Raw genomic sequence first — 20,151 nt, 5'->3', positions numbered from 1 at the left:
CGTCACGTGCCCGCCAGTCCCGCCCCCTCCATCAGGCCGCTGACCTCCGTGCCGGGCGGGGTGAGGAGGAAGACGTTGCGGTCCACCCGATGCATCCCGCTGCCCAGGCCGAAGACGACGCCGGTGCTGAAGTCGAGGACGCGCTTCGCCACGTCCCCCTCCGCACCGGACAGGTCGAGCAGCACCGGTACCCCGGCCATCAGGGTCTCGGCCACTTCCCGGGCGTCCGCGAAGACGTTGACGCGCAGGACCACGAACCGGCGCCGGGTCTCGGTCTCGGCGTCGGGCAGCGAGCGGTGGTTCACCGCCGACGGCCAGGAGTCCCGGCCCCGCAGCGGCACGACCTGGGCGAGCCCTTCCCACTGTTCATCGGTGACGTCGTAACGGCTCACCGGCTCCCCCTGACCTGACTCGCGACCAATTGCACCCGCCAATTCTTACGCCAAGTCACCCGTTCGGCCCAACACCGACACGAAGGGCCCCTCGGCGGCCACCCCGCGCGCCCCCGGGGATGGCACGGATCACAAGCGCAAGAAGAGAAACCTCACAGGCTGTGCCGCGCCCCCGTTCGAGCGCCCTGCCCTAGCATCCGAGCCATGACGGTCCTGCCTGACGACGGGCTCTCACTGGCCGCCGAGTTCCCTGACGCGACACACGAGCAGTGGCAACGCCTGGTGGAGGGCGTACTGCGCAGGTCAGGCAGGGAATTGTCCGGCGAGGCAGCGGAGGACGCCCTGTCCACGACGCTGGAAGACGGGCTGCGCACCCGGCCCCTGTACACCGCGCGCGACGGCGCGCCCGACCCCGGCCTGCCGGGTTTCGCCCCCTTCGTGCGGGGCAGCCGCCCGGAGGGCACCGGCCCGGGCGGCTGGGACGTGCGCCAGCGGCACACGGCGCTCGGCGACGGCCCGGCGGACGCGGTGCTCGCCGACCTGGAGAACGGCGGCACCTCGCTCTGGCTGGTGCTGGACGAGGGCGGTATCCCGGTCCCGGGGCTGGCCCGCGCGCTGGACGGGGTGTACCTCGATCTGGCCCCCGTCGTGCTGGACGCCGGCCGTGACACCGTCCGGGCCGCCGAGGCCCTGCTCAGGCTGTACGCGGACAAGGACGTGGACGCCGGGGCGGTGCGCGGCAACCTGGGCGGCGACCCGCTCGGGTACGAGGCCCGTACCGGCACCGCGCCGGCCTTCGCGCCGTACGCGGAACTGGCCGTGCGCTGCGCCGAGGGGTACCCGGGGCTGCGCGCGCTGACCGTGGACGCGCTGCCGTACCACGAGGCGGGCGGCTCGGCCGCGCAGGAGCTGGGCGCCTCGCTGGCCACCGGCGTGGCCTATCTGCGGGAGCTGACCGAGGCCGGGCTCGGCGTCGAACAGGCCCTCGGTCAGCTGGAGTTCCGCTACGCGGCGACCGCCGACCAGTTCCTGACCATCGCCAAGCTGCGCGCGGCGCGCCGGCTGTGGGCGCGGGTCGCCGAGGTGTGCGGGGCGCCGGCGGCGGGCGCGCAGACGCAGCACGTGGTGACGTCGCCGGTGATGATGACCCGCCGCGACCCGTGGGTGAACATGCTGCGCACCACGGTCGCGGCGCTGGCCGCCGGGGTGGGCGGCGCGGACGCGGTGACCGTGCTGCCGTTCGACCACGCGCTGGGGCTGCCCGACGCGTTCGCGCGGCGGATCGCCCGCAACACCTCCTCCATCCTGATCGAGGAGTCCCATCTGGCCCGGGTCGTGGACCCGGCGGGCGGCTCCTGGTACGTGGAGCGGCTGACCGAGGATCTGGCCGAGGCCGCCTGGTCCTTCTTCCGGTCCATCGAGCGCGACGGCGGGCAGGCGGCCGTGCTGCGCTCCGGGCGGCTGCGCACCGATCTCGCCACCACCTGGGCGGAGCGCTCCAAGCGGCTCGCCAGGCGACGCGAACCCATCACCGGGGTCAGCGAGTTCCCGCTGCTGGCCGAGAAGCCGGTGGAGCGCCCGCCCGCGCCCGAGCCGCCCTCCGGCGGGCTGCCCCGGGTGCGCCGGGACGAGGCGTACGAGGAGCTGCGCGCCCGCTCCGACGCCCATCTGGCGCGGACCGGTGCGCGGCCCCGGATCTACCTGGCCACGATCGGCTCCCCGGCGGAGTACACCGCGCGCGCGGCCTTCGCCGCCAACCTCTTCCAGGCCGGCGGCATCGAGCCGGTCACCGAGGGCGCCTTCGCCGGCAGCGGTGCCACCGAGGCCGTGGTGTGCTCCAGCGACGCGCTCTACGCCGAACAGGCCGGGCAGGTGGCCGAGTCGCTGCGCGCGGCCGGGGCCCGGCATGTGTTCCTGGCGGGCCGGGGCGAATACCCCGGCATCGACTCGTACGTCTTCGCGGGCTGCGACGCCGTGGATGTGCTGTCCGCGACCCTCGACCGCATGGGAGTGTCCTGATGGGAATCCCCGACTTCTCCGGCATCGAGCTGGGCACCCCGGTCACGGGCGGCACCGAGGACGAGTGGCGCGCGGCGCTGCGGCGGGCCGCCGGGGACGCGGAGCCGGTGTGGGAGACCCCGGAGGGCATCGGGGTCAAGCCGTTGTACACCGGACGTGACCTGGAGGGCCTGGACTTCCTGGGCACCTACCCGGGCATCGCGCCGTATCTGCGCGGCCCGTACCCGACGATGTACGTCAACCAGCCCTGGACGATCCGGCAGTACGCGGGCTTCTCCACCGCCGAGGAGTCCAACGCGTTCTACCGGCGCAATCTGGCGGCCGGTCAGAAGGGCCTGTCGGTCGCCTTCGACCTGCCCACGCACCGGGGTTACGACAGCGACCACCCGCGGGTGACGGGTGACGTCGGCATGGCGGGCGTGGCCATCGACTCCATCTACGACATGCGGCAGCTGTTCGACGGGATCCCGCTGGACCGGATGACCGTGTCGATGACGATGAACGGCGCGGTGCTGCCGGTGCTGGCGCTGTACATCGTGGCGGCGGAGGAGCAGGGCGTACCGCCCGAGAAGCTGGCCGGGACCATTCAGAACGACATTCTGAAGGAGTTCATGGTCCGCAACACCTATATCTATCCGCCGAAGCCGTCGATGCGGATCATCTCCGACATCTTCGCGTACACCTCGCAGAAGATGCCCCGCTACAACTCCATCTCCATCTCCGGCTACCACATCCAGGAGGCGGGCGCGACGGCCGACCTGGAGCTGGCGTACACCCTCGCGGACGGTGTGGAGTACATCCGGGCGGGCCGTGAGGCGGGCCTGGACGTGGACGCGTTCGCGCCCCGGCTGTCGTTCTTCTGGGCGATCGGCATGAACTTCTTCATGGAGGTCGCCAAGCTGCGGGCGGCCCGGCTGCTGTGGGCGAAGCTGGTCAGGCAGTTCGACCCGCAGAACCCCAAGTCCCTGTCGCTGCGCACCCATTCGCAGACCTCGGGCTGGTCGCTGACCGCGCAGGACGTCTTCAACAACGTCACCCGCACCTGTGTGGAGGCGATGGCGGCCACCCAGGGCCACACCCAGTCGCTGCACACCAACGCGCTCGACGAGGCGCTGGCGCTGCCGACCGACTTCTCGGCGCGCATCGCCCGCAACACCCAGCTGTTGATCCAGCAGGAGTCGGGCACCACCCGGGTCATCGACCCGTGGGGCGGCAGCGCGTACGTGGAGCGGCTGACGTACGACCTGGCCCGCAAGGCGTGGGCGCACATCCAAGAGGTCGAGCGGGCGGGCGGCATGGCGCAGGCCATCGACGCGGGCATCCCGAAGCTGCGCGTGGAGGAGGCGGCGGCCCGCACCCAGGCCCGCATCGACTCCGGGCGGCAGCCGGTGATCGGCGTCAACAAGTACCGGGTCGACAGCGACGAGCAGATCGAGGTGCTCAAGGTCGACAACTCCTCCGTGCGCGCCCAGCAGATCGAGAAGCTGCGGCGGCTGCGCGCGGAGCGGGACGAGACCGCCTGCCGGGACGCGCTGGACGCGCTGACCCGCGCGGCCGACGGCACCGGCAACCTGCTGGAGCTGGCGGTGCGCGCGGCCCGCGCCAAGGCGACGGTCGGCGAGATCTCCGACGCCCTGGAGAAGGTGTACGGGCGGCACGCCGGGCAGATCCGTACGATCTCCGGTGTGTACCGCAACGAGGCAGGACAGTCGGCGTCGGTGGACCGCACCCGGGCCCTGGTGGAGGCGTTCGAGGAGGCCGAGGGGCGCCGGCCGCGCATCCTGGTCGCGAAGATGGGCCAGGACGGCCACGACCGCGGCCAGAAGGTGATCGCGACGGCCTTCGCCGACCTCGGTTTCGACGTGGACGTCGGCCCGCTGTTCCAGACGCCGGAGGAGGTCGCCCGGCAGGCGGTCGAGGCGGATGTGCACGTGGTCGGGGTGTCCTCACTGGCCGCCGGGCACCTCACGCTCGTACCGGCGCTGCGCGAGAAGCTCGCCGAGGAGGGCCGCGAGGACATCATGATCGTGGTCGGCGGGGTGATCCCGCCGCAGGACGTGCCGACCCTGCGGGAGATGGGCGCGGCGGAGGTGTTCCTGCCCGGCACGGTGATCCCGGACGCGGCCCACGACCTGGTCGGGCGGCTGGCGGCCGACCTCGGTCACGAGCTGTAGCGGCGATGGCAGCGATCGATCTCGACACCTATGTGAAGGGTGTGCTCGACGGCAAGCGGGCCCTGGTGGCCCGCGCCATCACGCTCGTGGAGTCCACCCGGCCACAGCACCGGGAGCTGGCGCAGCGGCTGCTCACCGAGCTGCTGCCGTACAGCGGCCGGGCGCGGCGGATCGGTGTGAGCGGGGTGCCCGGTGTCGGCAAGTCGACGTTCATCGACGCGTTCGGCACGATGCTGACCTCGCTGGGCCACCGGGTCGCGGTGCTCGCCGTCGACCCGTCCTCGACCCGCACCGGCGGCTCCATCCTGGGCGACAAGACCCGGATGGAGCGCCTGGCCGTCGACCCGGCGGCCTTCGTCCGGCCCTCCCCCAGCGCGGGCACGCTGGGCGGGGTCGCCAAGGCCACCCGGGAGTCGATGGTGGTGATGGAGGCGGCCGGCTACGACGTGATCCTGGTGGAGACCGTCGGGGTGGGCCAGTCGGAGACGGCGGTCGCCGACATGGTCGACTCCTTCCTGCTGCTCACCCTGGCCCGCACCGGTGATCAGTTGCAGGGCATCAAGAAGGGCGTCCTGGAGCTGGCCGACGTGATCGCCGTGAACAAGGCGGACGGCCCGCACGAGCGCGACGCCCGGGCCGCGGCCCGCGAACTGGCGGGCGCGCTGCGGCTGATGCACGGCAAGGACGCCTTCTGGACGCCACCGGTGCTGCATTGCAGCGCGCGGGAGTCGGCCGGTCTGGACACGGTGTGGGAGCGGCTGGAGCAGCACCGCCGGCTGCTGGAGAGCACCGGGCGGCTGGCGGCCAGGCGCCGGGACCAGCAGGTCGGCTGGGTGTGGGCGATGGTCCGGGACGAGCTGCTGGGCCGGCTGAACGCCGATCCGGCGGTCCGCGCGGCCGCCCCGGACCTGGAACGGCGGGTGCGGGAGGGCGAGTTGACGGCGACGCTGGCGGCGGAGCGGATCCTGGCCGCCTTCGAGGGCCGTACGGATCCCGCGGCCGGGAACTGACCGGGAGCGGTCCCGGGGGCACGCCTCCGGGACCACCCGGCACCTGAAGGGGTTGCGCGGGAAGCCGCGGCCGGACGAGGATCGACTTCTTGTGAGCCAACATTTCGATGTCGTTGTTCTAGGAGCGGGCCCGGGCGGCTACACCGCGGCGGTTCGCAGCGCGCAACTCGGCCTGTCCACCGCCGTGGTGGAGGAACGCTACTGGGGAGGTGTCTGCCTCAACGTCGGCTGCATCCCCTCCAAGGCACTGCTGCGCAACGCCGAGATGGTGCAGTTCGTCACGAACGAGGCCAAGGCGTACGGGATCTCCGTGGGCGACCAGGTGTCCGCGGACTACCGGGTCGCCCACGAGCGCAGCCGCAAGGTCGCCGACGGCCGGGTCAAGGGCGTCCACTATCTGATGAAGAAGAACGCCATCACCCAGTTCGAGGGGCGGGGTGTCTTCACCGACGACCACAGTCTGACGGTGACCCACCCGGACGGGCGCACGGAGGCGGTGACGTTCGGCCACTGCATCATCGCCGCGGGCGCCACGCCCCGGCTGCTGCCCGGCACCTCCCTGTCGGACCGTGTGGTCACCTACGAGAGCCAGATCCTCAGCGAGACGCTGCCGGACAGCATCGTCATCGCGGGCGCCGGTGCCATCGGTGTGGAATTCGCCTATGTGCTGCGCAGCTACGGCGTGGACGTCACCATCGTGGAGTTCCTCGACCGCATGGTCCCGCTGGAGGACGAGGAGATCTCCAAGGAGCTGGCGAAGCACTACCGCAAGCTCGGCATCGAGGTGCTGACCGGCACGGCCGTGGAGAGCATCGACGACTCGGGCCCGCGGGTCCGGGTGACCGTCGACAAGAACGGCGAGCGCCGGACCCTGGAGACCGACAAGGTGCTCCAGGCCATCGGCTTCGCGCCGAACGTACGGGGCTACGGCCTGGAGAACACCGGGGTACGCCTCACCGAGCGCGGCGCCATCGACGTCGACGGCCGGTGCCGGACCAGCGTGCCGCACATCTTCGCCATCGGTGACGTCACCGCCAAGCTGATGCTGGCGCACGCCGCCGAGTCCATGGGCGTGGTGGCCGCGGAGACCATCGCGGACGCGGAGACCATGGAGCTGGACTACACCATGATTCCGCGGGCGACCTACTGCCAGCCCCAGGTGGCCAGCTTCGGCTGGACGGAGGCGCAGGCCCGCGAGCGGGGCTTCGACGTCCAGGTGGCCAAGTTCCCCTTCACCGCCAACGGCAAGGCGCACGGCCTGGGCCACCCCGTCGGCTTCGTCAAGATCATCAGCGATGGCACGCACGGTGAGCTGCTCGGCGCCCACCTCATCGGCCCCGAGGTCACCGAACTCCTCCCGGAGCTGACCCTGGCCCAGCAGTGGGACCTGACGGTGCACGAGATCGCCCGCAACGTGCACGCGCACCCGACGCTCGGCGAGGCGGTCAAGGAGGCCGTCCACGGCCTGGCCGGCCACATGATCAACATGTAGCCCTGCCCCACCCGGCGGACGCCCCCCACACCGCGCACCACCCGGCGGGCGTCCGCCCTCCGTCCGGTCGTCTGCGGGTCCGCTGCCCGGTTCCCGCCGGAACGGCTACGAGGTCACGGCCGGTGTTCCGTCCGAGGTGAACGAGTGGCGGAAGGTGAAGGCGTGTGCCGCTGAGCCGTGTTCGTGGAGGTGTTCCAGGCGGGCGACGCCGTCCTGCCAGGTGGGTATCACGCCGTCGGAGACCCACCAGAACACGTAGTTGGGGTGCGCCGACCTCTCGAACCAGTCGTAGCGCCTGTTCAGCGCCTCGCGGTGCCGGCCGGTGTAGACGGCGTCGAAGGCGGGGCGCAGGCCGGTCCACAGGGAGAGGGTCGTGGCCAGGGCGGTGGTCTCGGCCGTACGGCCCTTGTCGTACCAGGCCGGTACGGCGAACTCACCCCACGCGCCCCAGTCCGCCTCGAAGAACTCGCCCCGGGCTCCGTCCGCCGCTTCGGCGTGCGCGAGGTATCCGGGCCGCCGGCCGATCTCCGGATAGACGGCCGCACCGGTGGCGTAGAACTCCTGCGTGGCGGGCGCGGGATCGGCGAGCGGTGACTTCAGGACGCCGAATGTGTACAGAGCAAGGTGGGGCATGCGTCTCTCCCTGGCTGGGGGTGCGTGATGCGGACCCGAATCCGGCGGACGGCTCAGCGCGGGAAACCCCCTGCGCGACCGTGATAACCGCCGAAGACCAGCCGAAGGTAGCCGCCTGCGCGACCCCTGTCGAAGTTGCGTTTTCCCCGTACAAGTGGCCCTCTCGCGCTGGTCCTTGTGGACCCTTGAGGAGCGAGGCCGACTCCGGGATCCGTCCGGAGCACGGCTGGGAGGACGACGGACAGGACGGCTCGGAAGCGCACATCGTCCGGGGCGGACCCGACGGCTATCGCGCAGTCGTCCTTTGCCGATACCGTACAGACAAGTCTGTTGGACCCGGGGTAAGGACGCGGCACCATGGCACAACAGGAACGCGGCAAGCGATCCCGGCGCGCGATCCTGGAGGCTGCCGCCCAGGTGTTCGACGAGCGCGGCTACGACGCGGCGAGCACCAACCAGATCCTGGCCCGGACCAGGCTCACCCGAGGCTCGCTCTACCACCACTTCCCCTCCAAGGAAGCGATCGCCCTGGCCGTGATCGAGGCGCACGCCGAGGCCCTGGGGTCGCCGGAGCAGCCGATCCGGGTGCAGAGCGTCATCGACCTGACCCTCCAGTTCGCCCAGGGGCTCCAGCACGACCCGGTCCTGCGCGCCGCCGTACGTCTGACGGTGGAGCAGACCTCGCTCTCCTGCCCGCCGGAGACGGCCTACGAGCAGTCGAGGACGGCCATCACCGAGCTGCTGGGCCAGGCCGCGGAGCGCGGTGAGCTGCTGCCCGGCGTCGACGTCCAGGAGGCCGCCGCGACGGTCGTCGGCTGTTTCACCGGACTCCAGATCATGTCCCATGCCTACAGCGAGCGGCAGGACCTGCTGGAGCGCATCGGCGTCTTCTGGCGTTTCATGCTGCCCGGCCTGGTGATCCCCGGCCTGATCGGCCGCCTGCGCACGACCCCGCCCCCGGCACCGGCACCGACGCCGGAAAGTTCACTGGAAGCCTGACCGACCCACCCGCCGCCCCCGCCCTCTCCTCCTCCCCGGTCCAGCCGGAATCAGACAGACCTGTCCGTTTCCGTCGGCCCCTCACCGGTGACTCGCCGACCGGCCGGAAAGCCGGTTACCTGGAAGACGTGGCACATACCGGAACGCACACCGCACACGGGCCCGGCGGCTCCCCTCCCGCCCGGCGGCCCACCAGCACGTAAGGGGTCCCCCATGCGCGGAACAGTGATCCACGCCCCCGGTGACATACGCTTCGAGACCCTCGACGCGCCGCGGATCCTCCAGCCGACCGACGCCGTGATCCGCACGGCCGTCACCTGTGTCTGCGGCTCCGACCTGTGGCCCTACCGCGGGCTGGAGCCGCTGGGCGAGCCGCACCCGATGGGCCACGAGTACATCGGGTTCGTCGAGGAGGTCGGCGGCGAGGTCACCTCGGTCGGGCCGGGCCGGTTCGTCGTCGGCTCGTTCGCCACGTCGGACAACACCTGCGCCAACTGCCGCAACGGCTGGCAGTCCAACTGTCTGAACCGTGAGTTCATGAGCACCTGCCAGGCCGAGTACGTACGCATCCCGCACGCCGACGGCACCCTGGTCGCCACCGACGGGGTGCCGGACGAGGAGTTCTGGCCTGGCCTGCTCGCCGTGTCCGACGTGATGGGCACCGGCTGGTACGCCGCGCTGGCCGCCGAGGTCCGGCCCGGGTGCACCGCCGTGGTGGTCGGTGACGGCGCCGTCGGCCTGTGCGGGGTCATCGCCGCCGGGGAGCTGGGCGCGGAGCGGATCATCGCCATGAGCCGCCACGAGCCCCGGCAGCGGCTCGCCCGGGAGTTCGGCGCCACCGACATCGTCACCGAGCGGGGCGAGGAGGGTGTCGCCCGCGTCAAGGAGATGACCGGCGGGATCGGCGCCGACTCGGTGCTGGAGTGCGTCGGTACCGCCGAGGCCATGCGGCAGGCCCTGCGCTCGGCCCGCCCCGGCGGCAACGTCGGCTTCGTCGGCCTACCGCACGAGGTGGCCGTCGACGGCCAGGAGCTGTTCTTCTCCCACGTCGGCCTGCGTGGCGGCCCGGCCCCCGTGCGCCGCTACCTGCCCGACCTGATCGACCGCGTCCTGACCGGCCGGATCAACCCGGGCAAGGTCTTCGACCTCACCCTGCCCCTGGAACAGGTCGCCGAGGGCTACCGCGCCATGGACGAGCGCCGCGCCATCAAGACCCTCCTCAGACCCTGACGCCCCGGTGAACCGGTCGGCCCCCTGCCCGCCGTTCAGGGCGTGTAGACGGTCGGGCGTGGTGCGGTGGGCATGTTGGCACCAAGGAAGAAGCTGGGGTGCGGGGGCTGGTTATAGGCCGTATTTTGCCAGGACAGGGCCGTGCGGTACTGGGTGTCGTGGAGCAGGGTGGTGATCCTGGTGCCGGTCTGGTACGGCGTCGAGTAGATCCGCAGGGCGCGGTTGTCGGCGGTGCGCCAGACGACCTCCTCGCGCCAGTCGCCGAGGATGTCCCCGGACAGCGCGGGCGTGGACTTGGTGCCGTTGTCGGAGGAGACCCCGGAGCCGGTCAGCAGCCGGGTGTCGCCGGAGGTGCCGTACTTGTCGATGTGGGTGCCGTCGAGGAGTTCGCGGACGGTGTCACCGTCCCACCAGGACAGGAAGTTGACGCTGGAGGGTTCGCGGCCGAGGGCGGCGCCGGTCGCCGAGCGCAGGGTGGTGTCGGAGGCCGACCACGCCTCGGCGCCCGGGCTGCCGGCGTAGATGTCACCGGCGACACCCCGGCCGTTGTCGGAGCCGGAGGCGGTCTGCCACAGGATCTGCCCGGTGCGGGCGTCGGCCATCCAGGAGCCCGGCTTGCCCGACTCCTCGTCGACCTTGAAGTACTCCAGGCCCGGCCGGGCGGGGTCGAGGTCGCCGAGGTGGGCCGCGTCGCCGTGGCCCATCCGGGTGGTCCACAGGCCGGCGCCGTTGTCGTCCACGGTCATCGCGCCGTAGACGATCTCGTCCTTGCCGTCGGCGTCCACGTCGGCGACGGACAGGGCGTGGTTGCCCTGACCGTCGTACCCCTTCCCGGAGTTGGTGGAGGAGTTGGTGTCGAAGGTCCAGCGGCGGGTGAACCGACCGTCGCGCCAGTCCCAGGCGGCGATGACGGTACGGGTGTAGTAGCCGCGCGCCATGATCAGGGAGGGGCGGGCGCCGTCCAGGTAGGCGGTGCCGGCGAGGAAGCGGTCGACGCGGTTGCCGTAGGAGTCGCCCCAGGAGGAGACCGTGCCGCGGGCGGGGACGTAGTCGACGGTCTGCGTCGCCTTGCCGGTCTGCCCGTTGAACATGGTCAGGTACTCCGGGCCGGACAGGATGTAGCCGCTGGAGTTGCGGTGGTCGGCGGAGGCGTCGCCGATGACGGCGCCGGTGCCGTCCCGGGTGCCGTCGGCGGTCTTCATCGCCACCTCGGCCTTGCCGTCGCCGTCGTAGTCGTACACCTGGAACTGGGTGTAGTGGGCGCCGGAGCGGATGTTGCGGCCCAGGTCGATACGCCACAGGCGGGTGCCGTCGAGCCGTATGCCGTCGACGTAGGTGTTGCCGGTGTAGCCGGACTGGGAGTTGTCCTTGGCGTTGGTCGGCTGCCACTTCAGGACCAGGTCGAGCCGGCCGTCGCCGTCGAGGTCGCCGGTGCTCGCGTCGTTGGCCTCGTAGGTGTACGCCACTCCGTCCGGGGTGGTGCCGCCGGCCGGCGGGGAGATCGGTACGTCGAGATAGCCGGGCCGGAACTGGAGGGCGTGCTCGGAGGCGGGCTGCTCGGCGCCGCCCACCACCGCGCGGACGGTGTAGTCGGCCGAGTCGGGGGCGCCGGAGTCGAAGTAGTTCGTGGAGGCGGTCACGGGCGAGGAGTTGAGCTTGGTGCCACCGCGGTAGACGTTGAACGCCACGTCGTCCGGGTCGGTGGCGAGCCAGCGCCAGGACACCAGGTTGCCGCTGCCGGTGTGGACGCTGGTCAGGCCCCGGTCGAGGCGTTCCACCTGCCGCGCGGTCGCCGCGTGCGCGGTCCCCGGCAGTCCGGCGAGCGCGGTGGCGGCCAGCGCGGCGGCGGCCAGGCCGACGGTCAGCCGGTGTCTCGTGCGCCGGGACCACCGGGGGGTGCGGGCAGGCGGGTGTGCGTCGGTCACGATGACCTCCGGGGGGTGGGGGGCGCGCGGTCGGCAAGGCGTTCACGCGGGTATGGGAACGCTCCCACGCGGTGTGAGGTTAGGGACGCGGTGATGACCGGTCAAGGATTCTGACGGAGGTCGTGTTCGGTGGTGTTCGGTTGCGTTTCTTTCGTCGGCATCCGCATCGATTTCTTCGGCGTCCTCATCGGCAGCCGGGACCCACCGGCGCGCGGTCAGGCGGACGCAACGGGTCCGGACGGCGCTTCACGGCGCACCGTGTCGCGGTACCAGCGGCCCCACGCGTCCAGTTGCTCCGTGATGGAGTCCAGCGTGCGGCCGACGTCGGTGAGGGCGTACTCGACCCGCGGCGGCACCTCCCGGTACACGGTCCGCTCCACCAGCCCGTCCGCCTCCAGCTCCCTCAGTTGGCGGGTCAGCATGCGCTGGGTGACGCCCGGCAGCGCACGCCGCAACTCGCCGAACCGGTGCGTGCCCGAGACGAGCTGTTTGAGAATGGCCAGTTTCCAACGGCCGCCGAGCAACTCCATGGCGAACTCGACCGCACAGTGCTCCGAGGCTTCCTCCACCTTGGAACGCATCCCCGACCTCCATGGGTATACAGCGTGGTACTAGGTGACACGAATGACCGTACTTGCGAACGGTGTTGGTACGTGCGGACGCTGGGACCATGACGGAGAGCAAGGCGCCCACCGCTGCCGGTCCAGCCGAAGGGCAGAAGAGTGCGGGCCGTTCGGTGAACGCCGAGGGGCCGGCCCGGCCGGACCTCCCCGCGCGACAGCGGTGGTCGGTCCTGGCCGTGGTGTCGGGCAGCCTCTTCCTGTGCGGCATCGACCTCACCGTCCTGCACGTGGCGGTGCCGAGCCTGAGCCGGGACCTGGAACCGGGCCCCGCCCAGTTGCTGTGGATCGTCGACGTCTACTCCCTGACGCTCGCCGCCCTCCTGGTGACCTGCGGCACTCTCGGCGATCGCGTCGGCCGGCGCCGCATGGTGCTCAGCGGCTTCCTCACCTTCGGCGTCGCCTCCGCCGCGGCCGCCTTCTCGACCTCGACCGCACAGCTCATCGCGGCCCGTGCCGCGCTCGGTGCCGGCGCGGCGATGATCATGGCGTCCACGGTGGCCATCATCCGGGTGGTCTTCCCCGACGACCGCGAGCGCGCCATCGCCCTCGGCATCTGGACCTCCGCGCACAGCGTCGGGGCCACCATCGGTCCGCTGGCGGGCGGTCTGGTCACCGGGAAATGGGGCTGGGGAGCAGTGTTCCTCATCAACGTCCCCGTCATTCTCGTCATCCTGGCCGTCGGTGCACGCGTCATCCCCGAGTCGCGCAACCCGGAACCCCGCCGCTGGGACGTGGCCGGTGCCGTGCTGTCGGTCACCGGTCTGGCGGGCGTCGTCTACGCGCTCAAGCAGGCCGGCGAACACGCCGGGCCGGACACCGTCATCGTCGTCACCGGGCTCGTCGGAGCCGCCCTGATCCTCGCCTTCGTCCGGCGGCAACGACGCATCGCCGAGCCACTGCTGGACTTCGCCCTCTTCCGCGAACGCCGTTTCAACACCGCCACGCTGTGTGTCATCGGCTGCTTCGGCAGCTATGTCGCCCTGCTGTTCTTCCTCACCCAGTGGCTCCAGCAGGTGGGCGAGTACTCGCCGCTGCGTGCCGGGCTCGCGCTGATGCCGCCGGCGGGCGCCAACGCCCTCGGCGCCGTCACGGCCCCCTGGGCGGCGAACCGGTGGGGCAACCGCTGGGCGCTGACCGGCGCGCTCTCCCTGTTCGCCGTCGCGTACGCCGCCATCGCGGCCGTCGGCGACACCGCGCACTACGGCGTCCTGCTCGTCCCGCTGCTCGCCGCGGGGTACGGCGCCGGCGTCGTCATGACCCTGGGTGCCGATTCCATCATGGGCGCCGCGCGGCCCGAGCGGTCCGGGGAGGCTGCGGCCATTCAGGAGACGTCGTTCGAACTCGGCGCGGGACTCGGTGTCGCCGTCCTGGGCAGCGTGCTGACCGCCGTGTACCGCACGGACCTGTCCCGGGTGCCGGGCCTGTCCGAAGACCAGCGGGCCCGGGCCCGGGAGTCGTTCGCCGCGGCGGAGGACGTCATGACACATGTGCCGTCCCGGACCGCCCGCGAGCTGCTGCACTCGGCACAGCATGCCTACGACCGGGGCTTCACCGTAGTGTCGGTGATCGCGGCGGCGGGCCTGGCCGCCACCGCGCTCATGGCGGCAACCTTGCTGCGCCCCCGCCGGGGCACCGGGCAGACCGGAGAACACCGAGCGACGGAGCGGGCCGGCTCGGTCATGACGAGGGAGTGATCGTCCCCACGCGCAGGTACTTCGCGAACTTTATGTGTTCGAGGGACGCGTAGTCTTCCTTGCTGCCCGGCGGCTTCGATCCGTACTCGGAGACGAAACCGAACTGCGCCGAGTTCTTGACGTCGAACGCGCCGTACTCCTGCAGTGCCTTCGCGATCACCCGCTCGTACGGTGTGAGCGAGGTGTCGGCCTCGATGTCGTACGCGCGGTCCAGCCAGATGAACTGGCCCTCACGCCAAGGGCCTTGACGCCTGCCGTCACTTCCGACCGCCGGGTAGACGTACTGGCTGTTGTTGTCCGGGCTGCCGAAGCTGAGGGCGTGGTCGATGTGCCCGGCTCTCCAGTCGGCGCGGGTGATCATTCCGGCGAGGCGGGAGAGGCCGCTGCCGGTGCCCTGGCCCTTGGCGGAGACCGACGAGCCATGGATATCGGACACCGCTCCCCATTCACAGCTCGGCTTCCCGTCCCGCACCTTGGCCAGCCAGCATTCCAGCGCACGCCCGTCCGGTGCGATCACCACCGTCCACTGGCGCTCCAGTGGCGCTTCCCAGGTCGCGTCCCAGGGAAATCCGATGCCTTCGAACGGATTGGCCCCCCATTGACCGACATGCTTGCGTGGGGTGACCGCGTAGGTCGGAGTGCCGGGGGCGGCCCGGTACACCACGGGACTGGCCTTGCCCGTGCGCAACTCCACGCGCCCCAGGGCGAGCAGATCGGTGACCATCCGCGCGGAGTCGGGTACCGGGCGGGGGTGCGGATGACGCTGGTTGAAGACATCGTCATCGGCGAAGAAGCGAGCGGAGTGGCCGGTGGAGTCCGCCGGTGGTGACTCGTGCACGAGTCGCTTCGCGAGAATGACTCCGGCGACCGCCAACGCGAGTGCGGTGGTCCCGGCGACGGCGACGAGGGGCCACCGGCGTTTCGGCGCCGGTGCGGTCGCGGAGCCGGCCTGCGCCGCCCGCCACCGCCGCTCCCATTCCGTACGGTCGCCGCCGCAGGCTTCGGCATAGGCCAACGCGACCTCGAGGGGCGGCAGGTGCCTGCCCCGCACGGCATCGGACAGGGCACCGGGCGACTGGCCCGTCCGCGCGGCCATCTGACGGTATGTCGGGTTGCCTGCCGCGTCACGCAGAGCACGTAACTCGCAAGCGAATCGCTGCGCCGAATCCTCCGGCGGATCATCCGGTCGGGGATGTGGTGCTGCGGCCATCTGCCCGCCTCCAAGCCATGCCTGTGGTATTCCACGTGTGGCGACTGGTCGGCTGGTGAGTCTAGAAGACGAGAAGATCCGGGGAACAGATCCCGTGCGTGGGCGTGCCGCGTCAGGATGGTCCGCATGGACCAGGGTTGGGCAGCCGTGGCGGGAGCCGGAGTAGGCGTCGTCGGCACCCTGTGCACCTCGTGGCTGACGTACGCGGCCGCTCGCCGGCAGACGCGTGACCAGGGTGCGGTGGAACACAGTCGCGCCCTGCGGAGCGAACGTCTGGAGGCGTACCTCGCCTTCATGAAGGCGGCGGAACCAGTCGACGGCGTGCTGCACCGGATCGCGCATCGCGACGGTCACTGGGCGCGGGGCTCCCCGCCTTCGGCCGAGGTGTTGCGCGAAGCCGTCACCGAACTCGGTACCGCGGTGGACGCCCTTTACAAGGCACAGGCACGGCTCGATCTGATGGGACCGAAATCCGTCGCGGTCGAAGCCGTGAACGTGTGGTCGGAGGTGAGGTCCCTGCGGACGTACCTCGAAGGAGTGCGTCGCGACCTGCCGGCCGGTGAGGCACCGGACGACGGCTATCGCACCGGTCTGCAGGACGCGGTCGACGCGGTGGAAGTGAGCCGGGAGCGGTTCGCCCGGCGCGCTCGCGAGGTGATAGAGACACCGCCGTGAGGGCCGTTGCCACGACCAGCGGGAGGCATGTCGTCGCGGACGGCACGCCTCCCCCACGCGTCAGCCTCCGGCCGCGTACCGCACGAACCGCGCCCAACCGTCCCGGCCGACGGCGAAGTCCGGGCGCGTGACGTCCTTGGAGTCGCGCACGTGCACGGCCTGATCCGTGACGGCAACTTCAACGCAGCTGTCGCCCTGGCTGCCGCTGTAGCTGGACTTGAACCAGGCGAGTTCCGTCGTGCTCATAGATCTCCTCGGATTTGCTCCAACAGACCCCGCGAGTACTTGGCGTTCAGGGCCTGCGAGCGCAGTGTGTCATAGCGCTGTTGCAGCAGGCTCACCTCTCTGAGGTCGGAGATAAGACGGCCGTTCTGCTGCCCCTCCGAGTAGGCGAGACGCTGACCCTTGGGAGTCTCCACGAGCTGGAGCGGCCCATCCAGGCACGCGTGCAGTCCAGCCTCCAGCGGCACGATCTGAAGCGTCACATTGCGCGGTGCGCTCAGCTCCAGCACGTGGTCGAGAAGCTCCTTCATCTGCTCGGTCTCGCCGAACCTCCGCCGGAAAACGTGTTCCTCGACAATGAAGCTGAACGGCGTCGTCGGCCGCTCGAACAGCATCCGCTGCCGCTCCATCCGCGTGGCCATGAAGTCCTGCAACTGGTCGTCCGGTGCCACGGGTACGGTGCCCTCGAACACCGCCCTCGCGTACGCAGGCGACTGCAACAACCCCGGCACCAACCGGCACTCGTACGTACTCAGACTCACCGCGATCTTCTCCAGCCTGGCCCAGCGTCGGAACCACGCCGCGAGGCCCGCCTCTCCCCGGGTCAGGTACTTCGCGGCCCTGCGGAGCGCGCCCGTGTTTCCCGACGCCTCCTCCGCCCGTTCCACGAAGGACTCGTCGGGCATGCGCCGCCCCAACTCCACCGATTCCACGGTGTGTTTGGAGAACTGGACCAACCGCGCGAACTCCTCCCTGCTCAGTCCGGCGTGTTCGCGCAGGGCCTGGACGACCGCTCCGAACGTCCGCAGACTGTCGGAGGGATCGGGCTCCCGCTCCACCTCGGGGACCGCCAGGTCGTCATCGTTCTCGCTCGCGCCGCCGTGCGTCATCCGCGGCCACCTCCAGGTGCGTACGTTCCGTGCTGCGTCCCCCGCGCTCGACAGCACCCAGAGTGACGGCAGGGATTGCGTACTGTCTACCGAAAGTGCCCGTACGCTGACACAGCGTACGGGGCGGGCCTCTGGAACAACGCCGTTCGCGCCCGCCACGGTGATCCCATGACCCCCACGACACCCCAACTCCCCAACGCCACCGTACATTCGTTCTCCCAGCTGCTGTCCTCCACCCGCCGGGGCGCGCGCCTGGCCCGGCTGCTCGCCGTAGGAGAGCTGCACGCCTGGGGGCTGTCACCCACCGTCATCGACCGCGCGGAGCAGATCGTCGCGGAACTCGCGGCCAACGCGGCCGTGCACGGGCGGGTGCGGGGGCGCAGCTTCCGGCTCGTCCTCGGCCTCGATGTCACCGCCGGGACCCTCCGCGTCGCGGTCAGCGACGCGCGCGGCGACCGGCTCCCCGCGCCCGCTACGACGGTCCGGCCGGAGGAGGCGGAGTCGGGCCGGGGCCTGCTGCTGGTGGCCGCGCTCGCCGACCGGTGGGACACGGAGCCGTACCCGCCGTCCGGGAAGACGGTGTGGGCCGAGGTGGACGTCGTACGCCCGGGCCGGCCGCCGACGAAGGGGCGGTGAACCCGCCCCGAGCTGGGTACCCGCGTGTGCACGACGGAAATACCGCACGCCACGCAGGTCTGGAAGGTGATCGCCGTGTCCCGTACGCAGCCCTACTACGAGGCAGACCGTCAGGCGCACGGATCCGAACCGGTGGGCGAGCTGGTCCAGCGGGCCTCGCAGCAGCTGACGGAGCTGGTGCGGGGCGAGATGCGGCTGGCGCAGGCGGAGATGAAGGAGAAAGGCAGGCGTTACGGCAAGGGCGGCGGACTGTTCGGCGGCGCGGGGCTGTTCGGGTTCCTGACGCTCCAGGCCCTGGTCGCCACCGTGATCGCGGCGCTGGCCGTGACGCTGCCGGTGTGGGCCGCAGCCCTGATCGTCACCGCCGTGCTCGGGGTGATCGCCGGGGTGATGGCGCTGACCGGGAAGAAACAGTTCGCCGCGGCGGCGCCGCCCGCGCCGGAGCAGGCGATCAAGAACGTGAAGGCCGATGTGGCCGAGATCAAGGAGAGTGCGCACCGATGACCCAGCCGCCCCACGACGAGCCCACCGCGTCCGGCCCGGAGGAACTGCGCGAGCAGGTCGAGCACACCCGTCAGGAGCTGGGCGAGACGGTCCAGGCGCTCGCGGCGAAGACGGACGTCAAGGCCCGCGCCAAGGAGAAGGCCGCCGAGGTGCGGCAGCAGGCGGTGGAGGTGAAGGACCAAGCCGCCGTCAAGGCCGCCGAGGTGAAGAGCCAGGCCGCCGTCAAGGCCGCCGAGGTGAAGGAACAGGCCGCCGCCAAGGCCGCGCAGGCGGGCCGGTTGTTGCAGGAGAAGGCCCCGGAGCCGGTGCTGCAGACCACCGCCCGGACCGCGCGCTGGTCCCGCGACAACCGCGTACTGCTGCTCGCCGGCGGCGCGACGACGCTGCTGCTGTGGCTGGCCTGCCGCCGCAAGAGGTAGCCGGAGGGACGCGAGAGGGGGCCGTCACCCGTGGGTGACGGCCCCCTTCCGCGTTGTGGTCACTTCCGCTTGACCGGCGGGCACGTGCCCGTTTCCTCGCCGATGGAGTTGATCTCGGCGTTGGACCGCACGTCGTCCGCGTAGTTGATCTTGTCCGTGCACTTCTTGTCGTCGGACGCGGGCTTCTGCACCGGCGGACACGTGCCGGTCTGCTCGCCGATGGAGTTGATCTCGGCGTTGGAGCGCGGGTCGCCCGCGTAGTTGATCTTGTCGGTGCACTTCACGGCGGCCTGCGCGGGCGCCCCCGACGACTTGCCCTGCGTGGTGCCGGACGTACCGGAGGTGCCGGACGACTTGCTCCCGGCGGTGTCGGGCTTGGCGGAGGTGTCCGACGACTTGCCTTCCGCGCTGCCGGACCCCGGGGTGCTCGTGGCCGTGGCCGACGAGTCGCTCGCCGAAGCGGAGGCGGACGCGGAAGCGGAAGAGGACGGCTTGGCGTCGTCGTCGTTACCGCATGCCGTCAGCGCCAGGCCGAGGGCCACGGCGGTGAGGGTCAGTGCCGAGATCTTCCGAGTGCGCATGCTGTGTCCGTCCTCTGTTGCGAGCGGTCCGGGCGACTGTTCACCCGTGTGGCCTTCTGCCCTCATTGATAGGCGGCCGGGTTGCCCGAGTTGCCTCGCGCTCGCGCTCAAGACACGTTCGTGACATTACGGGGACGGCACCGCGACGTCCCGCCCGCCCAAGGCACCCCGGCGCACCGGGTGTTCGGGGCGCGGAGCCGCCGGATACGCTGCCCTGAAGCCGTCCGGCGGATCCGTGATCAGCGAAGCCGAAGGAACATGAAGACTCTGGTCCTGCTGTTCGCCGTGTCCGCCGTGTTCGTCACGCCGACCGCCCTGATATGGCTGCTGGGACGGCGGGCGAGGATCCCCGGCCGGCTGCTGATCGGGTTCCTGGCGGCCGGGTGGCTGACCGTGCTCGCCGGAGGGGCTCTTTCGCAGCGCGCGCAGCCGACCCTGTTTCCCGACACGTCACCCTGCTACGGCACGGGTGGCACCCCTGTCTCGCGGTATTTCCCGCCCGACTCGTTCTGCCGCCACGCGGACGGGGAGTTGCGGACGGTCAACGGGCCGAACGCCAAGCTCGTGTTCTGGACTGCCGCCGGCGGCACCACGGTGATGGCGGTCGCCGCCGCCTTCGCACGGCGTCGTCGACCATGAGAGAAACCCCGGCCGCCGCACGGCCGGGGTTCCTCGAGGCGGGGGCTGACGGTCAGCGCTGGAGGGTGAGGACACCCGGGCGCCACGGCAGCTGGTCGTAAGGACCGCTCGCGGACGGGGACTTGCCCTGGTAGAGGAGCTGGAGGTTGCAGGGGTCGATGGTCATGGTCTGGTCGGGGTTGTT

21 protein-coding genes are annotated in these 20,151 nt (G+C 71.1%); 12 read left to right on the top strand and 9 right to left on the bottom strand.

Annotated elements, in window-relative coordinates:
- Nucleotides 1-2: 2 nt before the first annotated feature.
- Entirely contained in the window at nt 3-392 is a 390-nt protein-coding gene (locus IE251_RS28055; RefSeq protein WP_030606675.1) for a cell division protein SepF, read from the bottom strand.
- Between the two features lie 204 nt (nt 393-596).
- On the opposite strand from IE251_RS28055, the gene IE251_RS28050 reads away from it, so the two are divergent.
- The 4 genes from IE251_RS28050 to lpdA all read left to right on the top strand — a co-directional run bounded on the left by IE251_RS28050 (nt 597) and on the right by lpdA (nt 7,087).
- Nucleotides 597-2,411 carry a methylmalonyl-CoA mutase family protein gene (locus IE251_RS28050; protein WP_189755788.1) on the top strand — a complete coding sequence of 605 codons (1,815 nt, stop codon included), beginning with the start codon at nt 597-599 and terminating at the stop codon, nt 2,409-2,411.
- A complete protein-coding gene (scpA, locus tag IE251_RS28045) occupies nt 2,411-4,585 on the top strand; it encodes a methylmalonyl-CoA mutase (RefSeq protein WP_189755787.1) in 2,175 nt (724 codons plus the stop codon). Before IE251_RS28050 ends, scpA begins: the two co-directional genes overlap by 1 nt.
- A gap of 5 nt (nt 4,586-4,590) precedes the next feature.
- Nucleotides 4,591-5,595, top strand: coding sequence for a methylmalonyl Co-A mutase-associated GTPase MeaB (meaB, locus tag IE251_RS28040; RefSeq protein WP_189755786.1), 1,005 nt, complete (start codon nt 4,591-4,593; stop codon nt 5,593-5,595).
- 91 nt (nt 5,596-5,686) lie between these two features.
- Entirely contained in the window at nt 5,687-7,087 is a 1,401-nt protein-coding gene (gene lpdA, locus IE251_RS28035) for a dihydrolipoyl dehydrogenase (protein ID WP_189755785.1), read from the top strand.
- Nucleotides 7,088-7,192: 105 nt separating this feature from the next.
- On the opposite strand, the gene IE251_RS28030 is transcribed toward lpdA, so the two are convergent.
- Nucleotides 7,193-7,720 (bottom strand): DUF3291 domain-containing protein, encoded by a 528-nt coding sequence (locus tag IE251_RS28030; RefSeq protein WP_189755784.1) that lies wholly within the window; start codon nt 7,718-7,720, stop codon nt 7,193-7,195.
- 357 nt (nt 7,721-8,077) lie between these two features.
- Between IE251_RS28030 and IE251_RS28025 the strand changes: the two genes are divergently transcribed.
- Both IE251_RS28025 and IE251_RS28020 read left to right on the top strand, forming a co-directional pair.
- On the top strand, nt 8,078-8,719 hold the full coding sequence (locus IE251_RS28025) for a ScbR family autoregulator-binding transcription factor (protein WP_189755783.1): 642 nt from the start codon (nt 8,078-8,080) through the stop codon (nt 8,717-8,719).
- 213 nt (nt 8,720-8,932) lie between these two features.
- Entirely contained in the window at nt 8,933-9,949 is a 1,017-nt protein-coding gene (locus IE251_RS28020) for a zinc-dependent alcohol dehydrogenase family protein (protein ID WP_189755782.1), read from the top strand.
- 35 nt (nt 9,950-9,984) lie between these two features.
- Here IE251_RS28020 and IE251_RS28015 read toward each other — a convergent pair whose 3' ends face one another.
- Complete coding sequence (locus tag IE251_RS28015; RefSeq protein ID WP_189755781.1) at nt 9,985-11,874, bottom strand: rhamnogalacturonan lyase; 1,890 nt, start codon at nt 11,872-11,874, stop codon at nt 9,985-9,987.
- Nucleotides 11,875-12,089: 215 nt separating this feature from the next.
- Complete coding sequence (locus IE251_RS28010; protein WP_189755780.1) at nt 12,090-12,455, bottom strand: winged helix-turn-helix transcriptional regulator; 366 nt, start codon at nt 12,453-12,455, stop codon at nt 12,090-12,092.
- Nucleotides 12,456-12,544: 89 nt separating this feature from the next.
- On the opposite strand from IE251_RS28010, the gene IE251_RS28005 reads away from it, so the two are divergent.
- Nucleotides 12,545-14,191, top strand: coding sequence for an MFS transporter (locus tag IE251_RS28005; RefSeq protein WP_189755779.1), 1,647 nt, complete (start codon nt 12,545-12,547; stop codon nt 14,189-14,191).
- Here the strand turns inward: IE251_RS28005 and IE251_RS28000 are convergent.
- Nucleotides 14,175-15,401 (bottom strand): helix-turn-helix domain-containing protein, encoded by a 1,227-nt coding sequence (locus IE251_RS28000; RefSeq protein WP_189755778.1) that lies wholly within the window; start codon nt 15,399-15,401, stop codon nt 14,175-14,177. The two genes, IE251_RS28005 and IE251_RS28000, sit on opposite strands and share 17 nt — an antisense overlap.
- Before the next feature lie 126 nt (nt 15,402-15,527).
- On the opposite strand from IE251_RS28000, the gene IE251_RS27995 reads away from it, so the two are divergent.
- Nucleotides 15,528-16,076 carry a hypothetical protein gene (locus IE251_RS27995; protein ID WP_189755777.1) on the top strand — a complete coding sequence of 183 codons (549 nt, stop codon included), beginning with the start codon at nt 15,528-15,530 and terminating at the stop codon, nt 16,074-16,076.
- A gap of 60 nt (nt 16,077-16,136) precedes the next feature.
- Here the strand turns inward: IE251_RS27995 and IE251_RS27990 are convergent, their stop codons facing one another.
- Nucleotides 16,137-16,322, bottom strand: coding sequence for a DUF397 domain-containing protein (locus IE251_RS27990; protein WP_189755776.1), 186 nt, complete (start codon nt 16,320-16,322; stop codon nt 16,137-16,139).
- A complete protein-coding gene (locus tag IE251_RS27985) occupies nt 16,319-17,188 on the bottom strand; it encodes a helix-turn-helix domain-containing protein (RefSeq protein WP_189755775.1) in 870 nt (289 codons plus the stop codon). Before IE251_RS27985 ends, IE251_RS27990 begins: the two co-directional genes overlap by 4 nt.
- A gap of 168 nt (nt 17,189-17,356) precedes the next feature.
- Between IE251_RS27985 and IE251_RS27980 the strand changes: the two genes are divergently transcribed.
- The 3 genes from IE251_RS27980 to IE251_RS27970 all read left to right on the top strand — a co-directional run bounded on the left by IE251_RS27980 (nt 17,357) and on the right by IE251_RS27970 (nt 18,747).
- Nucleotides 17,357-17,824, top strand: a complete 468-nt coding sequence (locus tag IE251_RS27980; protein WP_189755774.1) for an ATP-binding protein — start codon at nt 17,357-17,359, stop codon at nt 17,822-17,824.
- Nucleotides 17,825-17,899: 75 nt separating this feature from the next.
- Nucleotides 17,900-18,328: a phage holin family protein gene (locus IE251_RS27975; protein ID WP_268253347.1), complete on the top strand. Its 429-nt coding sequence runs from the start codon at nt 17,900-17,902 to the stop codon at nt 18,326-18,328.
- Entirely contained in the window at nt 18,325-18,747 is a 423-nt protein-coding gene (locus IE251_RS27970) for a DUF3618 domain-containing protein (RefSeq protein WP_189755773.1), read from the top strand. Before IE251_RS27975 ends, IE251_RS27970 begins: the two co-directional genes overlap by 4 nt.
- A gap of 59 nt (nt 18,748-18,806) precedes the next feature.
- On the opposite strand, the gene IE251_RS27965 is transcribed toward IE251_RS27970, so the two are convergent.
- Nucleotides 18,807-19,328 (bottom strand): hypothetical protein, encoded by a 522-nt coding sequence (locus IE251_RS27965; RefSeq protein ID WP_189755772.1) that lies wholly within the window; start codon nt 19,326-19,328, stop codon nt 18,807-18,809.
- A gap of 258 nt (nt 19,329-19,586) precedes the next feature.
- On the opposite strand from IE251_RS27965, the gene IE251_RS27960 reads away from it, so the two are divergent.
- Nucleotides 19,587-19,967: a hypothetical protein gene (locus IE251_RS27960; RefSeq protein WP_189755771.1), complete on the top strand. Its 381-nt coding sequence runs from the start codon at nt 19,587-19,589 to the stop codon at nt 19,965-19,967.
- A 52-nt stretch (nt 19,968-20,019) separates the two neighbouring features.
- Here IE251_RS27960 and IE251_RS41770 read toward each other — a convergent pair.
- On the bottom strand, nt 20,020-20,151 hold a 132-nt coding region (locus tag IE251_RS41770), incomplete at its 5' end, for a non-reducing end alpha-L-arabinofuranosidase family hydrolase (protein ID WP_506005329.1).

Origin of the sequence: Streptomyces eurythermus (assembly GCF_014649115.1) — a bacterium.
Taxonomy (GTDB): Bacteria; Actinomycetota; Actinomycetes; order Streptomycetales; family Streptomycetaceae; genus Streptomyces; species Streptomyces eurythermus.
This window is presented reverse-complemented; position numbering and strand designations above follow the sequence as displayed.

What these genes read in the sequence shown, in the direction of transcription:
- IE251_RS28050 (WP_189755788.1), top strand. Translation starts at nt 597, where the DNA reads ATGACGGTCCTGCCTGACGACGGGCTCTCACTGGCCGCCGAGTTCCCT.
- scpA (WP_189755787.1), top strand. Translation starts at nt 2,411, where the DNA reads ATGGGAATCCCCGACTTCTCCGGCATCGAGCTGGGCACCCCGGTCACG.
- meaB (WP_189755786.1), top strand. Translation starts at nt 4,591, where the DNA reads ATGGCAGCGATCGATCTCGACACCTATGTGAAGGGTGTGCTCGACGGC.
- IE251_RS28030 (WP_189755784.1), bottom strand. Translation starts at nt 7,720, where the DNA reads ATGCCCCACCTTGCTCTGTACACATTCGGCGTCCTGAAGTCACCGCTC.
- IE251_RS28025 (WP_189755783.1), top strand. Translation starts at nt 8,078, where the DNA reads ATGGCACAACAGGAACGCGGCAAGCGATCCCGGCGCGCGATCCTGGAG.
- IE251_RS28020 (WP_189755782.1), top strand. Translation starts at nt 8,933, where the DNA reads ATGCGCGGAACAGTGATCCACGCCCCCGGTGACATACGCTTCGAGACC.
- IE251_RS28010 (WP_189755780.1), bottom strand. Translation starts at nt 12,455, where the DNA reads ATGCGTTCCAAGGTGGAGGAAGCCTCGGAGCACTGTGCGGTCGAGTTC.
- IE251_RS28005 (WP_189755779.1), top strand. Translation starts at nt 12,545, where the DNA reads ATGACGGAGAGCAAGGCGCCCACCGCTGCCGGTCCAGCCGAAGGGCAG.
- IE251_RS28000 (WP_189755778.1), bottom strand. Translation starts at nt 15,401, where the DNA reads ATGGCCGCAGCACCACATCCCCGACCGGATGATCCGCCGGAGGATTCG.
- IE251_RS27995 (WP_189755777.1), top strand. Translation starts at nt 15,528, where the DNA reads ATGGACCAGGGTTGGGCAGCCGTGGCGGGAGCCGGAGTAGGCGTCGTC.
- IE251_RS27990 (WP_189755776.1), bottom strand. Translation starts at nt 16,322, where the DNA reads ATGAGCACGACGGAACTCGCCTGGTTCAAGTCCAGCTACAGCGGCAGC.
- IE251_RS27985 (WP_189755775.1), bottom strand. Translation starts at nt 17,188, where the DNA reads ATGACGCACGGCGGCGCGAGCGAGAACGATGACGACCTGGCGGTCCCC.
- IE251_RS27980 (WP_189755774.1), top strand. Translation starts at nt 17,357, where the DNA reads ATGACCCCCACGACACCCCAACTCCCCAACGCCACCGTACATTCGTTC.
- IE251_RS27970 (WP_189755773.1), top strand. Translation starts at nt 18,325, where the DNA reads ATGACCCAGCCGCCCCACGACGAGCCCACCGCGTCCGGCCCGGAGGAA.
- IE251_RS27965 (WP_189755772.1), bottom strand. Translation starts at nt 19,328, where the DNA reads ATGCGCACTCGGAAGATCTCGGCACTGACCCTCACCGCCGTGGCCCTC.
- IE251_RS27960 (WP_189755771.1), top strand. Translation starts at nt 19,587, where the DNA reads ATGAAGACTCTGGTCCTGCTGTTCGCCGTGTCCGCCGTGTTCGTCACG.